This is a genomic window from Anaerolineae bacterium (assembly GCA_016931895.1).
Taxonomy (GTDB): Bacteria; Chloroflexota; Anaerolineae; order 4572-78; family J111; genus JAFGNV01.
Genome location: JAFGDY010000122.1, coordinates 1 through 15,634, shown reverse-complemented (window position 1 = coordinate 15,634; position 15,634 = coordinate 1). Strand labels below are relative to the sequence as shown.

Here is a 15,634-nt window from a genome sequence, read left to right as displayed (position 1 = left end):
GGCGATCAGCTTCCGGCCCATTCGTTTGCCCCGCCGGGGATATTTGGTAACGTAGCGGATAATTTTGATATTGGCGGCTGGCTGGTGCAGGCGAACTATGCCGACCAGGTAGCCCAGGCTCAGGCCTGGCTGGCCGAAGCCGGCTATCCCGACGGTGAAGGGCTTGATCTGGTGTTAATGCACAACACTTCCGAGGCCCACGCCCAGATTGCTCAAGCCATTCAGGCGATGTGGGCGGAAGCTTTCCCCAAGGCCAACATTGCCATTGAGAACCAGGAATTTGCGGTTTTCCTGAAAACATTACTGCCTGAGGCCCCTGATGAGGAAAAACCCCATATTTATCGTTTGGGTTGGTGCGCCGACTATCCAGACAGTAACAACTGGCTGAATGATGTGTATCATTCCAAGAGCGGCCAGAACTATGCCAAATTCTTTAATGAAGAGTTTGATGCCCTGGTAGAGGAAGCCGCCTTTGAGCCGGATCCCGCTAAGCGTCAGGATTTGTATGCGCAGGCTGAAAAAATCTTTATTGATGAAGAAGCAGGCATTGCCCCCATTTATTACTACACCTACGTTAGGCTATACAAGCCCTGGCTCACCCCGGTCATTAGCCCCGTTACCGGCGACCCGGTGGCCGAGTGGAGGATTGATTGGGAGGCCAAAAAGGCTGCTATGGGAGAGTAGTCGCCCTTGAAGTTTGACTACTAAAAATAAAAGGGTTGAAGGGGCGGAGCCGGGCCGGTTCCGCCCCTTCATTTTTGGATCAGTCAACTACAAACTCAGTTAGCTCAACAAAGTCGCCGCCATTAACCACAGGCAATCGTTGCCCTGTTTCAAAATCATAAAAGCCCGTGATCAGCCGGTATCGGCCCGGCGCAAGCTCTCCCGGCAGGGGTAAGGGGAGGGTATCGGCAATGATTTCGCCGGGCGACCAGAGGGGGGTGGGATAGAGGCCGTTGAAGGGCTGTTGGTCCCAACTGCCCACCACCTCTCCTTGCTGATTGAGTAGTTGGAGGAAGACAGTATACGGTTTGGCCGTGGGGGAGAGGGTGTGCCAATGAAGCGTGACCGGGAGGAAGGAGGAAGGGAGGAAGGAGGGCGGTATCGTGATGCCGATGAGTTCGATAGAGTCGGCAAAATTGGCAGAGAGGGGCGTGACCGGCCGGCGCGGGTCTGTCCCATCGGGAGATACGTAGAACAGACCCAGTTGCACTTGCTCAAGAGGGGCTGCGTCTGCTGACGTTTGCAGCGGCAGTCGCCGGCCGGAAAGTTCGTCAAAAAAGCCCAGGCGCAGCAGGTACGGGCCGGGCGGCGTGTCCGGGCCAAGCCAGAGGGTGTGCTGGGTGGTCAACAGGCCGTTGGGCCGCCAGCGATACATGTCCTCGCGGAAGGCGTCGCTCTCCGCCTGGTTGATGGGCCGGCCCGCGCCGTTGAGAATTTGCAGAAAGAGGCGGTGCTCAAAAGTGGCCTCGGTCAAACTCTGCCAATAGAGATTGATTGTTAGCGGCTGGCCGGGCCGGGCCACTTCTGGCGTCACATCGTACCCCTTGAGCCGGGCCACGTTGGCCCAGTTGAGGTCAATGACGCGCAAAGGGGCCGGATTGAACAGGGGGGAGAGGAGAGAGGTGAGGGGCGAGGGGCGAGAGAGTGGAAGAAATTGGACGATGGCGCGGCCCAGTTTGTCCTGGAAAGGTTTGAGTTGGTTTTGTTTTGCGGCGAGGGCCTCATTGATGGCTAGTTGTTCGTTGGCGCGGGGGGGACGGGAGACATAAACTACGCCCTGGCCGGCGGTATCCCTGGTCAGTAGCACCATGGCCGGAGAGGTGGGGATGTTGCCGACGTAGAGCAGTTGGAAGGTGTTGGGGATCAAGAGCATCTCGACAGGTCGGTTGGAGGGAGGAGGGGGTCCCGCCTTTTCAGAAAAAGCAGGCCACAAGAGATAGCGGGTAGTGGGATGGACGTAAAGGTGGAAGGGGATGATGACGTCGGTGGTTTGGGATAGTTCGAGAAGATGCCGGGTGACCTCAACCAGCGGGCCGTTGTATTCTTTATACGTTTCCGGGTGGTTAGCCCAGCGTTGAAAATAGTCGTAAGTGTTGAGGAGGCTGTTGAGAGAAATGAAGATGGCGGCGGCGAAGGGAAGAAGGTAGGCCGGGTAAAGTTTGGGGGAATAGGGCGTAGGGCGTAATCTGTGGTAGATGATCCGGGAAACGTAATAAAGGCCCAGGGTGACCACCAGATAATAAAATGGCAACAAGCCGATGGGACGCAGGCCGTGGACAGGCGGGGAGGCCAGGCATGCCGGTATCCACATGATTAGCAGGCCCAAGAGAATGAGCTTTGTTTCAGGGCGGCGCAGTTGGCTGCGCCGCAGCAGGGCCAGCAAACCCACCCAGAAAAAGGGTATTTCCAACCAGCCGAGCATCGCCCGGCCCGGAAAGTGATGACGATACAATTGGTGCCCCGCCCCCCAAAAGAGGCTAACGCTTTGCAACAGATGTGAGGTTATTTGCCCCAGATTTTGCGGAACAAAAACAACGTCGCCGGTGCGGGAGGAGAAGGTCTCGGGGTGGTTAAAAAAGAACAGACCGAGGGGCAGGAAAACGAGCGCGGCCACCAGCCCGGTCACAAACAGGCCCAGCCACAGCCGGGTGAGGCGTTTTTTGTCTTTTGTTTTTCGTATTTTGTGATTTTTGTTTGGCCTGATAGCCCATAGAATTTGGACGGTTTCAAAAATGGCGAATCCCCCCCAAATAAGAGGGGCCAATCGTGCAGGTAAATAGGTGTATTGGCTCAACCCCAGCAAGAGTCCGGCGAGAATGAAGTTTAGAAAGGGGTTACGGGAAAAAAGATACGCACTACGTGATACGTGTTCCCTAACCCTTGACCTTTGATACCTGATGCCTGCCATCCAAAAATACAAACTTAACATCAGCAGCGGCGGCAGCAGCACCGGCCTAAACCCGGCCCGGCTGTTGAGCAGATGCCACCAGGAAATCGCCAGCCAGGCGGAGGCGGCCAAAGCCAGCCAGTAGCGCTGGCGCTTGTTTTGGGCAAAAGGACGCAGCAGGAAATAGGCAAAACGGTACATGATGGGGATGGTCAAAAAACCGGCCATCGCCCCCACCCACCGCACGGCCAGGGGCGTATGGCCAAACAGGGTGGTTGACAGCAACAGCAGGTAAGGCCACATCGGTTCCCGGCCATTGTTGCCCACAAAAAATAGGGGATAGTGGCCGCTTTTTACGGTCCAGAGGGCGTCCATAGCATTGTAGGCTTCATCGTACCAGAGGCCGGGCGGGAGGATGGGAAGTTGCCACACGCGCAAAAAAAAGGCGATCAAGAGGATGGTCAAAAGAACGGCGCGTTGTCGGGTCATGGCAGGATGATGCTTTCCAGGCGGAGTTCATTTTCCGGGATGTCAACGGTGGGCAGCCGAGCCCCGGTGGTAAGATCATACAGGCCAATCACCGGGGTATATTGGCCGGCCGGGAGTTGGTCCAGGGGCAGAATGATTTCGTCAATGATGATTTCGCCGGCCTCCCAAAGCGAGGTGGGGTAGCGGCCGTTGGCCGGGGGGCTGTCCTTTTGGGCTACGGTTTGATTGGCCTCATCCCGCAGGTGCAGGAAAGTGGTGTAATCGGTAGGGAGGGTCGTTTCGGCTTGCCAGTACAGGGTTAATTCAAGTTGATCCTCGTTAGCCAGGTTTAGATCATAGCCAAGCAGGGTGATCTGATGATTAAAAGATTGCTTGAGCGCGACTTGGGGCCTGGCGACAGTGGTAGTGACGCCGGACGGCGGGCCGCCAACTTTGAGGGGGCCAATGACGATACTGGTAACATCAGCGGGTTTTCCTTCGTGTAGTAGAGGCAATGAAACCAACACACCACCATCCAACAAGTAAAGGCCCAAGTGCAAATGGTAAATTCCGGGCGGCGCGTCAGGCGAGACCGGCACCACAAAACCATCTTCTATCACCTCGCCAGCGGCCCAGAGAATGGTGCTGTAATATTCGCGGGGCAGTCGGTCGTAACCGCCGTAGGCTTGCTGATTTTCGTCTAATAATACGTCAAACACAATGTAGTTGCCCAACACTGGGGCCAGACTTTGCCAGTACAGGGTCAACGGCAGGCCGCCGCCCGGCTCGGCCCGGCAGGTGGGCAAAACAAAGCCCAATAATTTGACCTGTGGCTCGCCCAGCGCATTGGCAAAACTGGCCTCAAGGGAGACGTACCCTTCCGGCAGGGGAGGCAGGCTGAAGAGGCGGGCCTCGTTGGCCACGGTCAGCAGCGGTTCGGTTTGCCAAATGCCGGCATCGGTTTGTAGCTGAAGGCGATAATCGCCGCTGGGCCAATCTGGACCAACGATGAAAACGGCGGCGCCATCGCCGGTAGTTTCTGGAGAACGAGGCACATCATCGGGCCCAAGTAACGACCAAGCCAGGTTTTGGGCTTGGCCCGGCGCATTCCAGGACAGGGGTAAGGTTTGGCGATGGCGGGCCGGGATGTCATCAAGCCACAAATGGTAATTTATCCCGTCCAGGGTAGCTGTTTGACTCAGCCGGTGGCGCGTAGGCAGGTCAAACTCAGTCAGGGCCAACGGCGGGTCGGTTAAAGGGGTGTTTGCGGCTTCGCGCAGCAAATCAACTTGAATGGTGTAGCGTCCCGGCGGAAGGCCGGTGAGGGGGAGGGGTATCTCGTCGCGGACGACGTCGCCCTGATCCCAGGCCCGGGTGGGGTAGCGGCCGTTGAGCGGATGGCTGAGCCAGGTGAGATGCGCGTGTCCGGCCGGATCTAACAATTGAATTTGAACACGATAGTTCTCGTGGACCGGATTTTGTGATTTCCAGAAAAGGGTCAGTTTGCTCAGACCCGGTTCCTCTTCCGGGGTCAAATCGTAGCCTAGCAGTTGAATGTTGGGGCCAAAGTGATGCGCCAGCGGGTGGGGGATAGAGGCCGGATTAAAGGTAGTGGTTTGCACCGGTAAGGGGGGGGGATAGGTGACGGCCATGTGGCCGATTTGGAAGATGGACCAAAGGAGGAGAAAAAGGGGCGGCAAAGCGACCAGCGTATAACTTTTTATTTGCCCCCAAGTCCACAACCTCCCCCAACCCAACATCAATAAAATGGGGATGGCCTGCGCGGCGGGATAGAGAATATGGCGACCTTGCCCGGTTTCTAGCACGTTGCGGGTCAAAAAAAAGCGGAGCAAGGGAAAAGGCAAAAGCAGAGCGACAATGAGCGCCAGGATGGCCAGGGTAAACCGGGTTTGGTTATTGGCCGCCCGCCATAGTTGCCACAAGCCCAGGCCGGACAGCAGGCAGAAAATCAGGATTGGCAGATAGGCCCAGGGAAAGAGGGGGTCGTGCTCTAAAACTGGCACCCCCCAAAAGGTCTGGAACAGGTAAACCACCCAATCCCCAAATGTGCCGGCGGCGATGGCGGCGGGGCGTTCCTGGCCGGTAAAGGCCGTATTGGTGAAAAGGGCAAAAATGCGGCGCATGCTCACGTCCGGGCCGGTGTTGAGCAGGGCGTTCAGCAGGCCAAACACGGGACCATCTTCTTTGATGGTGTTAAAGTGATAGCTAATCCAGCCAAACCACCACCCGGCCCCAATGATGACTCCCCCCCAGGCTACCGCCAGCCGGCCCAGCCACCGCGGCCAGCGCCAGCCCATTTGCCTGGCCCGCCACCAGACCACCGGGATGATGACCAGGGGCAACAGGCCGGTGCTGTATTTGGTGGCAATGGACAGGCCCAACAGCAGGCCCAACGCGGCATAGAGCCACCAGCGGTCGTGGTCGCGGAGGGCGCGGAGCAGCAGCCAGATAAAAACGGCTGAAAGCAGAATAAACAGGCTGTCGTCGCCCAGCATGGCCGAGGTAAAAAGATAGCGGGGAGTAAAGGCAAGCAGGGCAGTGGTGAGGCAGGGCAACCAGGCAGCGGAGAAGCAGGGTAAGGCTCTATCTTGGGCAGCCCGGCATAGTTCCAAAACAGTAAAATAGGTAAAAACTAGGGCGGCCGCGGAAAACAAGATGGAGATAAAGCGGCCCAGGTGCCAGGCCAAAATGCCGTCTTGCCAGGGCCAGGCGACGTCTTCGGTGTAGATAATGAGGCGGGGATAAAAAATCTCACCCACCAGGCGGCGATGCGGCGCCTCGCCCACGTCTTTGAGGCGGGGTTGGGTGAGGTCAAGCGGGCTAACGGCCCAACCCACCAACAGGTGATACAGCGGCGGCCAATCAGCGCGATACCAGGCCTGTTCCCGTTCAGCCTCGTTGATCGGCAGGCGGCTGATTTGGGCAATAAAGCTGATGTAACGGTAGTGCGCCAATTCATCCTCGCCCTGGGTGATGGGCACAATCAGACTGTGGAGGGTAGCCAGCATGAAAAAGATAGCCAGGATAAGGTAAAGCCCGAGGTGGGGAAAACGGTTAGTGAGATGCACAACCCGGCGCAAAAAACGCGAGGTCTGAGTAGGGGTGTTTGGTGATACGCCCATAGTAAGGCATATTTTAGCGACAACGGGGATTTTGGGCTAATTTACGGGACGACCAACGACCGACGACAAAGGACAAAAACTGGTTGTTGGTCATTCGTCGTTCGTCATTCGTCGTTTTGAGACTATTTGTCGTGAGAATTCAAGGCCAGCAGGGCCTCGTCAACGTTATCATAAATGGCAAAAAAATCGGTGGTGCCGGTCAGCTCGATGACGCGGTAAATATTTTCCGGGATGCCCACCAGGGCCAGACTGATCACGCTTTTGCGGGCGTCAACCAGGGCGCGGATGCCGGCCATGGTCAAATCGCTCAGGTTTTCCATGCTCAAAATCACTTTATCGGCCCGGTGCGTTTGCAGGCTGTGGGCCAGGTGCCTTCTAAATTGTTCGGTGGCATGCCCGCTGAGTTTGCCGGAGAGCGTCATCAGCACCACGTCGTGTTCGGCGTGGTCCTGAATGTAAAAATCGGCCATGCTGGGGTTGGCCAGGTTGACCTCCAGGCCCTCGCTGGCGATGATGACTTCGGGCGCGCCCTCGCCCCGGCCCAGATATTCCCTGGTTTTTTGCAGGATTTGCATAATTTCGGCATCGCTGCAAACAGGATCGTGGTGGAAAAGATAGAGGCTTTTAACGTTTGACTCGCGGGCAATGTCGGCCCCAATCAGGGCCGAGCTGTGCCCCCAATCTTCTTTCACAAACGACTCCCGCACAGAGAACATGGCGTCAAAGATAAGCAGGTCGGCATTGGCGTAAAAGTTGCAATATTTGGCCGTGCTCACGTAATCCAGGCTTTTGTATTCGCCGTCGGTGGCCAGGATGGCAATGGCGTTATCGGCCACCACCCGGTAGGCGTAAGCGTGGCCGGGATGTTTGAGTTGAATGTTGGTAATGGTGGCCCCGGCAATGTTGATTTGTTCGCCTTCTTGCAATTGGTGAAAGTTCAGGGTGGCTCCCAGTTGGTCAAACTGTTTGGGGAAAAACCAGGGGTCCATCTGGCGGGTCAGGGCTTCGGGCACATAATCGTGAACGTGATAAATGTCAAAAACGTTGCCCGGCACGTGAATGGGTTTGAAAAAAGGAAAGCCCTGGATATGGTCCCAGTGGGTGTGGGTAAAAAGCATGTAAGCGTGGCCCCGGCCCTGCCCAAAACCATAGGGCTTGGCTTTTTCCTGGCGGCTGTCCATCAAAAAATCGCCCAATTCCCGGATGCCGGACCCGGCGTCGAAGATGATCAAATGATCGTTAAGCTCAATGGTAACGCAGGTGGTGTTGCCGCCCACCGTGCTCCCCTTGAGGTTGTGGGCCAGCTTAGCCGCCAGGCGGTGGACAGCCTGGGAGTCGGTCAGGTCTATCTTGGCTCGACCGGCTTCTTGCAGCGCCAGCGCTATTTTTTGTTCAATCTGGCCGGGCGACACCGGCGCCGGGATCGAGCCCCGCGTCCCCCAGAATTTTAGCAGCATAATTTTCCTCTTAACATGCTAAATAGCCATAGCTGCTCTTACCTTACATTGTAACCGCTACAACGATGAATGCAAGCATGGGTTGGTAATTCTTGGCTGTTGAATATCCAGAAACAGGGCTTTAATTTATATTAAGTTAGCACGTTAATAGTCACTTGGCAATAGTCTAACCGTCCTGTTGACTTTAAGATTATTGAACGCATGAGGCCGGATAGGGCCGCCGGTCTTAAACGTCATTATAAAATAGCTCCCGGATTCCAGGGGATGAATTCATCCTCGCCCGCGCCCTGGGCTTCGCTTTTGGACGATTGGCCCGAAGCAACCGCGATGGTTAAATCGAACAATTTCGCCGCAAGCGTCTCCATCGCCACGCCTGTTTCCAAAACCCGGCCGGCGTTAAAATCCATATCATCAAACAAACGCCGGTAAGTGGCCGAGTTGGTGGAGATTTTTATAACGGGAGCCGGTTTGAAACCCAAAACCGAACCCCGCCCCGTAGTAAAAAGCACCAGGTTGCAGCCGCCGGCCACCTTGCCCGTCACCGAGATAGGATCGTAGCCGGGGGCATCCATAAACACAAAGCCCCGGCCGGTGATTGGCTCGGCGTAATCGTACACCTCTGTTAGAGGGCTGCTGCCGCTTTTGGCCACAGCGCCCAGTGATTTTTCGATGATGTTGGTGAGACCGCCCGCCTTGTTACCCGGGCCGGGGTTGTTGTTAAACTCGACGCCCAGGCGGTGGAGATAATCCGCCCACCAATCTATTTTGGCCAAAATTTTTTGGCCTATGGCCGGATTGACGGCCCGGCGGGTTAACAGATGTTCGGCCCCGTAAATCTCCGGGGTTTCCGATAGCACTATGGTGCCGCCCTGGCGCACCACCTCATCGGCCACCAGCCCTACCAGGGGGTTGGCGGTAACGCCCGACCAGCTATCGCTGCCGCCACATTCCAGGGCCAGGCATAATTCAGAAACGGGCTGCGGCGTCCGTTCAATCGCATTGGCCGGCGACAGTAGCTCCTGGATGGCGGCAATGCCCGCTTCGGTGGTTTTGCGGATGCCGCCGGTATCTTGAATGATCAGACTCAAGGGCCGCTCTTGCCCGGCTAACGCCTGTTTTTCCACTATATCGGCAATCTGGCTGTTTTCACAACCCAGGCCCACCATGATGTAACCGGCCACGTTTGGGTGACGGGCCATCCCGGCCAGGGTCCGCTGAAGCATTTCTTGAGCCAAAGTGCCGTTATGCACGCCGCCGCAGCCCGAAGTGTGAGTCAGGGCAATTACGCCATTTACGTTAGGATAGGCAGCCAAACGTTCCGGGGTGAAATAATGAGCAATTTGGCGGCAGGTGTAGGCCGAGCAGTTGACGCTGGAAATGACAGCCAGGTAGTTGCGCGTGCCCACCCGGCCATCGGCCCGGCGGTAGCCCAAAAAGGTGCGGCGGCTGCCTGCCGGAACAGGCGAAACAGGGCGCATATCCAGGCCAAAGGCATAATCCCGGTCAAAGTTCTTTAGCCCCAAGTTGTGCGTGTGGACGTGTTGGCCGGGCAGGATGGGCCGGGTGGCAAAACCAATCACCTGGCCGTAACGCCGAATTGGCTCGTCCACGGCCACCTGGGCAAGCGCAATTTTGTGGCCGGCCGGGATGAATTGCGCCACCGGCATTTCAAGCGGGGCCTCCCCTTCAGATTTCAGAATCAAAATAGCGCCTGCCGGTAGATTGACTTTGGCAATGGCGATATTGTCCCGGGGATGGAGGCGGATAGCCGCCTGGGCAAAAGGCACGGGCCTGGCCGGAAGGGTGTCTACAAAATCAATATTTGAAATAGTCATCATGCTCCTTCTCTGTCCAGCAGACAACCTATTATTTCGTCGTCGTAGGTTATGGCCAATTGTTGGCCCGGCGCAAGCACCAGAAAATCTGTGTCCCAATCCCCCGCCAACAGGCGGCGAAGCAGCACTAAATCGCCGGCGACACGTTCAAAGGCCCACCCACGCCGGGCGGCGTCGGCGCGGGCCTGCGCTTCAATAGCCTGACCATCGCCAACGCCCAGGTCAATATAGGCGGCCCGTTGGTAATGCTGCTGCCAGGCGCCCATCACTTCCATCAAATAGTCGGCATTATCCCGGCCGTATTTTTTTACGTATTCATTGTACACGGCGGCCAAATCTACTTCTGAGCCGCTGCCCAGGGCCAGGGTGGAGTGGTCATTGTCGCGTCGTTCCATATAATCCAGGGTGTACCAGTAAGTGCCCTTGTGCTTTTGAAACTGCTCCTGGTATCGCTCGCGGCTGCCCAGGTAAAGGGTGATGCAATCGTGCGCCCGCGGCACAACCAGTGGAGTATCCCTGGCTATCAGACCGGCTGCGGCCTGGCCGCACAAGCCGTAGGCCAGCGTTACGGCGTCGTAACCTTCGCCGGCGGCGGCGTGTATGTGGCGCTGCAATTGGGCGCGTAAATCGGACGGATTATGATGAAGGCCGCGCCGCAGTAACTGCACGTCAACAACATGCGCCGAGTGAGCGGCGCACAGGTAGAGAGGGCGGGCCAATACTTCACAGCCTAAACATTTTAAACGCATGGGTTACCTCGTTACCACTTTGAGATCAGCATCACCATTGAATAGGGTTTAACGTGATAGGCCATCATCGGCTCCAGTTCCACCCCCTCGCCGGGGGGATAAATGTCGTCCGGCGAGGGCCGGCTGGTGTCCAGGGCCAAATACCACTGGCCGGTGTGGAAGGCAGGGGGTAAATAAAACAAGTGGGAACGGTCATCGGAGTTAAAGATTAGCAGCACGTCAGCATCGTCTTCAGCCGCGCCGGTTTCTTCTTTGGAACCATCCAGCAAACACATCAGCCGTTTGTCGGTGGGGTCCCAATCGGCGTTGCGGCCGCTGGAGCTGTACCAATGAATGTCGCCATATTGGTCCTGGTCAATATCCTGGCCGGTAAAAAATTTGGTCCGGCGAAAAACAGGATGGTTTTGTCGCCGGGCTATCACCAGGCGCGTAAAACGGTAAATATCGGCATGCTGTTCCAGAAAGCCCCAATTGTACCAAGAAATTTCATTGTGCTGGCAATAGGCGTTGTTGTTGCCCTGTTGGGTGCGCCTGAATTCGTCGCCGCCGTTGAGCATGGGCGTGCCCTGCGAGAGCATTAACGTGGCCAGGAAATTTTTGACCTGCCGGTTGCGGACGGCCTCAATTTCAGGACCGTTGGTTGGCCCTTCATGGCCGTAATTGTAGCTATAGTTATGGTTATGGCCGTCCCGGTTATTTTCGCCGTTCAGCTCGTTGTGTTTGATATTATAGCTGACCACGTCGTTTAAGGTAAAACCATCGTGGCAGGCTACAAAATTGATGCTGTGGTTGGGGGTGCGGCCGTTGGCCGCGTAAAGGTCGGCGCTGCCGGCCAGGCGGGTAGCCAGGCCGCCGGTCAGGCCGGGGTCGCCGCGCCAATATTGCCGCACTTCATCCCGGTATTTGTCGTTCCACTCGGCCCAGCGCCCGCCGGGGAAATTGCCCACCTGGTAGCCGGCAATGTCCCATGGTTCGGCAATGAGTTTGGCCGTGCGCAGCAGGGGGTCTTCGGCAATGCGGGCGGTGAGGGCCGGGTTGCCGGAGAGATGTCCCCACCGGTCCCGGCTAAGGCTAGTAGCCAGGTCAAACCGAAAGCCGTCAACGTGCATTTCCTGCACCCAGTACCGCAGGCAATCAATGATAAAATCGCGCACAATGGGATGATTGCAATTGAGGCTGTTGCCCACGCCGGAGAAGTTTTTATAGTAACGCAGGTCGTCTTCCAAAAGATAATAGATGCTGTTGTCTATCCCCCGAAAACTCAGGGTGGGGCCAAGATGGTTGCCCTCGACGGTATGGTTAAAAACCACGTCCAGAATGACTTCCAACCCGGCCTGGTGTAAAGCCCGGACCATCTCTTTGAAAGCCACCACCTGTTGGCCCCGTTCTGTTTCCAGATGGCTGTAGAGGTTTTGCGGGGCAAAAAAGCCCAGGGTGTTGTAACCCCAATAGTTGCGGAGCCGTTCCCCTGTTTTGGGATTGAAGCGGGTAAACTCCCACTGGTTAAAAATGTGAAGGGGCAATAGCTCGATGGCGGTGATGCCCAATTCTTTGAAATAGGGGATTTTTTCGGTGACGCCCAGGTACGTGCAGGGATTTTTCACCCCGGCGCTGTAATGGCTGGTTAAACTACACACGTGCGTTTCGTAGATAATGGTTTCGTGCAGGGGGCGATTGAGGGGCCGGTCGCCCTGCCAATCAAAGCCGTCGCGGCCGTAAACAATGCACTTGGGCATGCCGGCCAGGTTGGTGGTGGTCGAAAAAGATAAATCGTGTTGGGGTGAAGCGGGGTTGTAGCCAAAAGCCTGGCTAAAATCCCACACAAAGCCACCGGTCAAGGCCCTGGCGTAAGGATCGAGCAAAGGTTTATGGCAATTAAACCGGTGGCCCTGTTTGGGCGCGTAGGGGCCATCCATTCGGTAGAGATACAGGTAGCCGTGCCGCACGCCGGAGAGGTGGATGTGCCAGATGTCGCCGGTGCGGTTGGTGATGGGGTCCAGTTCAAATTCGTGGCTGGGCGCGCTGGCGGTAGGCTCGTCAAACAGCATCAGCCAGACGCGGGTGGCGTTGCGGCTAAAGATGGCAAAGTTAGTGCCAGTATCGGTGATAGAGGCGCCTAGGGGCATTGGTTGGCCGGGAGAGGAGGTCAGCATAGCCCGTTTAACGTTTAACCTGCGAACGGTTGAATTGCCAGGCAATCGCCAGCGGCGCAATGGCCAGCAAACCGACGATGAGGGCGATAATCAGGCCGATGATGGCTACCATCAACAAAGGCGGCATAAAAATGGAGGCAATCCCCAACAGTAAACTGAGGATAAAAATGGCGATAGCCACGCCCACAATGATCAGGGCCGTTTGCTGCGCCCGTTTCATTGAGGCCCGGCGCGGGCCGCTCAAGTAACCCGATTGGCCGTGGATCAGGATGGGTTGGGGCTGTTGCTCGTCATCCAAATAATAGGTGGTGTACACGGGCAAAAGGAGCAGGGTCCAGTTAAGGTTATGGTACTCGGCTTTCCAGCGAAACTGGCGCACATGGTCGGCGCGGCTGGCCCGGCGGCATTCCTCGGCGGCGGCGGCCTGGATGGGCGGAATGGCCTCGGGCCAGGCATCCTGGGGCAAACGGTTGGGCAAGCGAATAAAGGCGTTGGCGATGGTTTGGGCCTGATAGGCTTGGGCTGTTGGCAAGTTGTAGGGGCCTAACTCTTGCTGCAACCGGTGATGTTCTTCCAGGGCCGGGGCTGCGATATTAGCATAAGCGCGGCTCAACCGCCCCAGCCGGAGTTCCCAGCGAATGCGGGTTTCGGTGACTTTTTGTGACACCCAGCCGCCCTTGTTTTCGTCGAAATTATCTTGATGGCTGACCACATCGTAGTTGAAGCCTGTTTCAGCCTGCCAGGTGGCTTGCACGTCGCTGTCCACCAACCACATGGGCAGATAAAGGCGTTGTAAGCGCTCCTGTAGATTCTGCGGTTTCAGGTCAAGAGGGGCAAACCAGATTCTACCGGCAAAGGTTTGGATACTTTGGGCCAGTTTGTCAGAGGGCAGAGTAAAAGGCAAAATCAGTTCCGGCGGCTGGCTGTACAGAAGGTCTCCGGCTTGTTTGGCGGTCAAGGAAGCCCGGAAACAATGGGGGCAGGTCGCCTCCCGGCGACCCGTTGCCGGGAGGCTATTCGCGGGTAGGAGGTAGCTCCAATCGCAATGTTCGCAGATGGCCGGTTCCAGATGCGCGTGCCAGGTGGAGGTCAGGTTAGAGTTTACGGATTTATCCAGAGAAACGCTAGGCATTTTTATCCTCCGAGGCAGCCTGCTTTAATAATTCGTTAAATATTTCCAGGTCTGCCTTCGCTCTTTGCCACGTATCGGGTAAACGCTCCAACAATTCATATAATCGTTCGGTTTCTAGATTGAAGGCATAAAGGTTACGCACCCGATGTCGAAAAGCCAAGAACTCATCCAACTTCTCAACAGTCTCGGCAGACAATACGGCCGGCCGTACATTGGGTATCTGTTGACCCATTTGGTCCAGCAAGTCACGATGCCAGCGCTCGCCCGAGGGAAAAGTTAGATCAAGCCTGCGGCCGATTAACTCAAAAATACGCTCCAACCCATTGTAAAAACTATGCAAATTAAGAGCGAGTGAATTCAAAAAGTGGAGGAGTTGGCCGGGGAAATGACGAGCCTGCTCTCCTGCCTCAAGAGCAAGTACGGCCCGCTCAATTTCTTTAAGTTCGTTTTCCAGACGGGTTGATAAGTCTAAAAGCGCGGTATTCAGACATCAACTCCTTCGCGTTCAACTTGTAGCCACACAGGAGGAGGACAAGTGGCGGGATCAACCAGGTCAATCATGATTTCGTCATCAAGAAATAACACGTCAGCCAAAGCATCCCAATAATTATGCACGGCCAAACCCTCTACGGCTAAATCTACGTCCGACTTGGCGTGAAACTGCTCCGCATAGAGCAGCGAGCCAAAAACTCGTACTCGTTTCACCTGATACTTTTCTCTAAGTAACTGCGCTGCCCGCCGGGTAAGTTGCCAGGCATAGGCTATTCGGTTTTCGAGCAATGGCCGGGGTCGCCTTGACGAACGGCGCAACCATTGGATATGTTGTTTGTGGCTTGCTTGTGGTTGGGACACTTTTATAGTTTCCAATCAGCGCTATTTTTACATTTCATCTGATTGTAGAGCAATCACCGGAGTTTGTCAACGCAAGTTTTTAACCTTTGCCTTTTAAATATCATCCATGGCCTGCGCTTTACGCACCAGGTTAAAGGCAATGATCAAACCGATGACGAGCAAAATAAAACCAATAATGCCAACAAAAAGGCCCATCTCGCTAAACATCAGCGCGATCAGGCCAACCACGCCCATTGTCAGGCCCGGGGCCAGCAGGCCAAATACGGCCAGCCAGACCTTGAGCCAATCCACCGGGCGCTGGCCGGAAACCGTTCCGGTCTGGCCATTGACCATTACCTGGTAAGGCTGATTATTATAGAGATAGTGGGCCAGGTAAACGGGCAAAAGAATGTAGCGCCAGCTTTCTTCGCTGAAATCCAGATTCATGCTAAAGTTGCGGATTTTGGAGGTGCTGGCCTGGTCGCGGCAGGCTTGCCGGGTTTTTTCTCGCATCTCGTGCCGGGCCGTTTCCCAGGCCGCTTCCAGGGGGATGTCGTAAGCCTGGGCTTGCAGGCCGGCCAGGTATTTGGCTTCGTAAGGAGCTAACTGGTTCAGATTGTAACTTTTTATCCGGTTCAGCAGCAAGGCGCTGAGGCGGTTGGTGCCTGCCAACAGGCGGTCGTCGTGGAACAGGCGCACCCGGCCGGATTCCCATTTCCAAACGGTTTTGGTGCGGGTTTTCCATTTGCCGTTTTCATAATAGTGCTCAGTTTCAGTATGGCCAACCTCGGCCTGCCAATCGGCTGCGGTGACGGCGTCAAAGGTCCAAAAGGGCAGGTATATGCCGGTAAAATTAGCCACCCGCGCCAGCCGGCGCAGCGAGCCGGGGGTCATCCAACTGCTGCCCAACCACTCGCGGGTGAAGTTTTGGCAGGCGTCGGCTTCAATGGTGAAAGGGATGAGGAAACGGGGGCGC

Annotated in this window: 11 protein-coding genes; 1 reads left to right on the top strand and 10 read right to left on the bottom strand. The window is 56.1% G+C overall.

Translation table 11 applies throughout. The annotated features are described in order from the left end of the window. Positions 1 to 684, top strand: a 684-nt coding sequence (locus JW953_09320) for a hypothetical protein (GenBank protein ID MBN1992894.1), incomplete at its 5' end; no start/stop codon positions are given. Between the two features lie 79 nt (positions 685 to 763). Here JW953_09320 and JW953_09315 read toward each other — a convergent pair. The 10 genes from JW953_09315 to JW953_09270 form a co-directional block, all read right to left on the bottom strand. Then, positions 764 to 3,379: a hypothetical protein gene (locus tag JW953_09315; protein MBN1992893.1), complete on the bottom strand. Its 2,616-nt coding sequence runs from the start codon at positions 3,377 to 3,379 to the stop codon at positions 764 to 766. Further along, positions 3,376 to 6,501: a glycosyltransferase family 39 protein gene (locus tag JW953_09310; GenBank protein ID MBN1992892.1), complete on the bottom strand. Its 3,126-nt coding sequence runs from the start codon at positions 6,499 to 6,501 to the stop codon at positions 3,376 to 3,378. The genes JW953_09315 and JW953_09310 overlap by 4 nt, the downstream gene beginning before the upstream one ends. Positions 6,502 to 6,623: 122 nt before the next feature. Beyond that, on the bottom strand, positions 6,624 to 7,958 hold the full coding sequence (locus tag JW953_09305; GenBank protein ID MBN1992891.1) for an STAS domain-containing protein: 1,335 nt from the start codon (positions 7,956 to 7,958) through the stop codon (positions 6,624 to 6,626). A gap of 236 nt (positions 7,959 to 8,194) precedes the next feature. After that, positions 8,195 to 9,793, bottom strand: a complete 1,599-nt coding sequence (locus tag JW953_09300) for an altronate dehydratase (protein MBN1992890.1) — start codon at positions 9,791 to 9,793, stop codon at positions 8,195 to 8,197. Continuing rightward, complete coding sequence (locus tag JW953_09295) at positions 9,793 to 10,542, bottom strand: DUF1638 domain-containing protein (protein MBN1992889.1); 750 nt, start codon at positions 10,540 to 10,542, stop codon at positions 9,793 to 9,795. The genes JW953_09300 and JW953_09295 overlap by 1 nt, the downstream gene beginning before the upstream one ends. Positions 10,543 to 10,553: 11 nt before the next feature. Continuing rightward, positions 10,554 to 12,695, bottom strand: coding sequence for a glycogen debranching protein GlgX (gene glgX / locus JW953_09290; protein MBN1992888.1), 2,142 nt, complete (start codon positions 12,693 to 12,695; stop codon positions 10,554 to 10,556). Between the two features lie 7 nt (positions 12,696 to 12,702). After that, positions 12,703 to 13,827: a hypothetical protein gene (locus tag JW953_09285; GenBank protein MBN1992887.1), complete on the bottom strand. Its 1,125-nt coding sequence runs from the start codon at positions 13,825 to 13,827 to the stop codon at positions 12,703 to 12,705. Beyond that, positions 13,820 to 14,188: a hypothetical protein gene (locus JW953_09280; GenBank protein MBN1992886.1), complete on the bottom strand. Its 369-nt coding sequence runs from the start codon at positions 14,186 to 14,188 to the stop codon at positions 13,820 to 13,822. Before JW953_09280 ends, JW953_09285 begins: the two co-directional genes overlap by 8 nt. Positions 14,189 to 14,310: 122 nt before the next feature. Then, entirely contained in the window at positions 14,311 to 14,607 is a 297-nt protein-coding gene (locus JW953_09275; GenBank protein ID MBN1992885.1) for a nucleotidyltransferase domain-containing protein, read from the bottom strand. Between the two features lie 165 nt (positions 14,608 to 14,772). Continuing rightward, positions 14,773 to 15,634: hypothetical protein (locus JW953_09270; GenBank protein MBN1992884.1), on the bottom strand; the 862-nt coding region annotated here is incomplete at its 5' end.

Excerpts from the sequence above, each read along its gene's own strand:
- JW953_09310 (MBN1992892.1), bottom strand. The coding sequence starts at position 6,501 with ATGGGCGTATCACCAAACACCCCTACTCAGACCTCGCGTTTTTTGCGC.
- JW953_09300 (MBN1992890.1), bottom strand. The coding sequence starts at position 9,793 with ATGACTATTTCAAATATTGATTTTGTAGACACCCTTCCGGCCAGGCCC.
- JW953_09305 (MBN1992891.1), bottom strand. The coding sequence starts at position 7,958 with ATGCTGCTAAAATTCTGGGGGACGCGGGGCTCGATCCCGGCGCCGGTG.
- glgX (MBN1992888.1), bottom strand. The coding sequence starts at position 12,695 with ATGCTGACCTCCTCTCCCGGCCAACCAATGCCCCTAGGCGCCTCTATC.
- JW953_09285 (MBN1992887.1), bottom strand. The coding sequence starts at position 13,827 with ATGCCTAGCGTTTCTCTGGATAAATCCGTAAACTCTAACCTGACCTCC.
- JW953_09315 (MBN1992893.1), bottom strand. The coding sequence starts at position 3,379 with ATGACCCGACAACGCGCCGTTCTTTTGACCATCCTCTTGATCGCCTTT.
- JW953_09295 (MBN1992889.1), bottom strand. The coding sequence starts at position 10,542 with ATGCGTTTAAAATGTTTAGGCTGTGAAGTATTGGCCCGCCCTCTCTAC.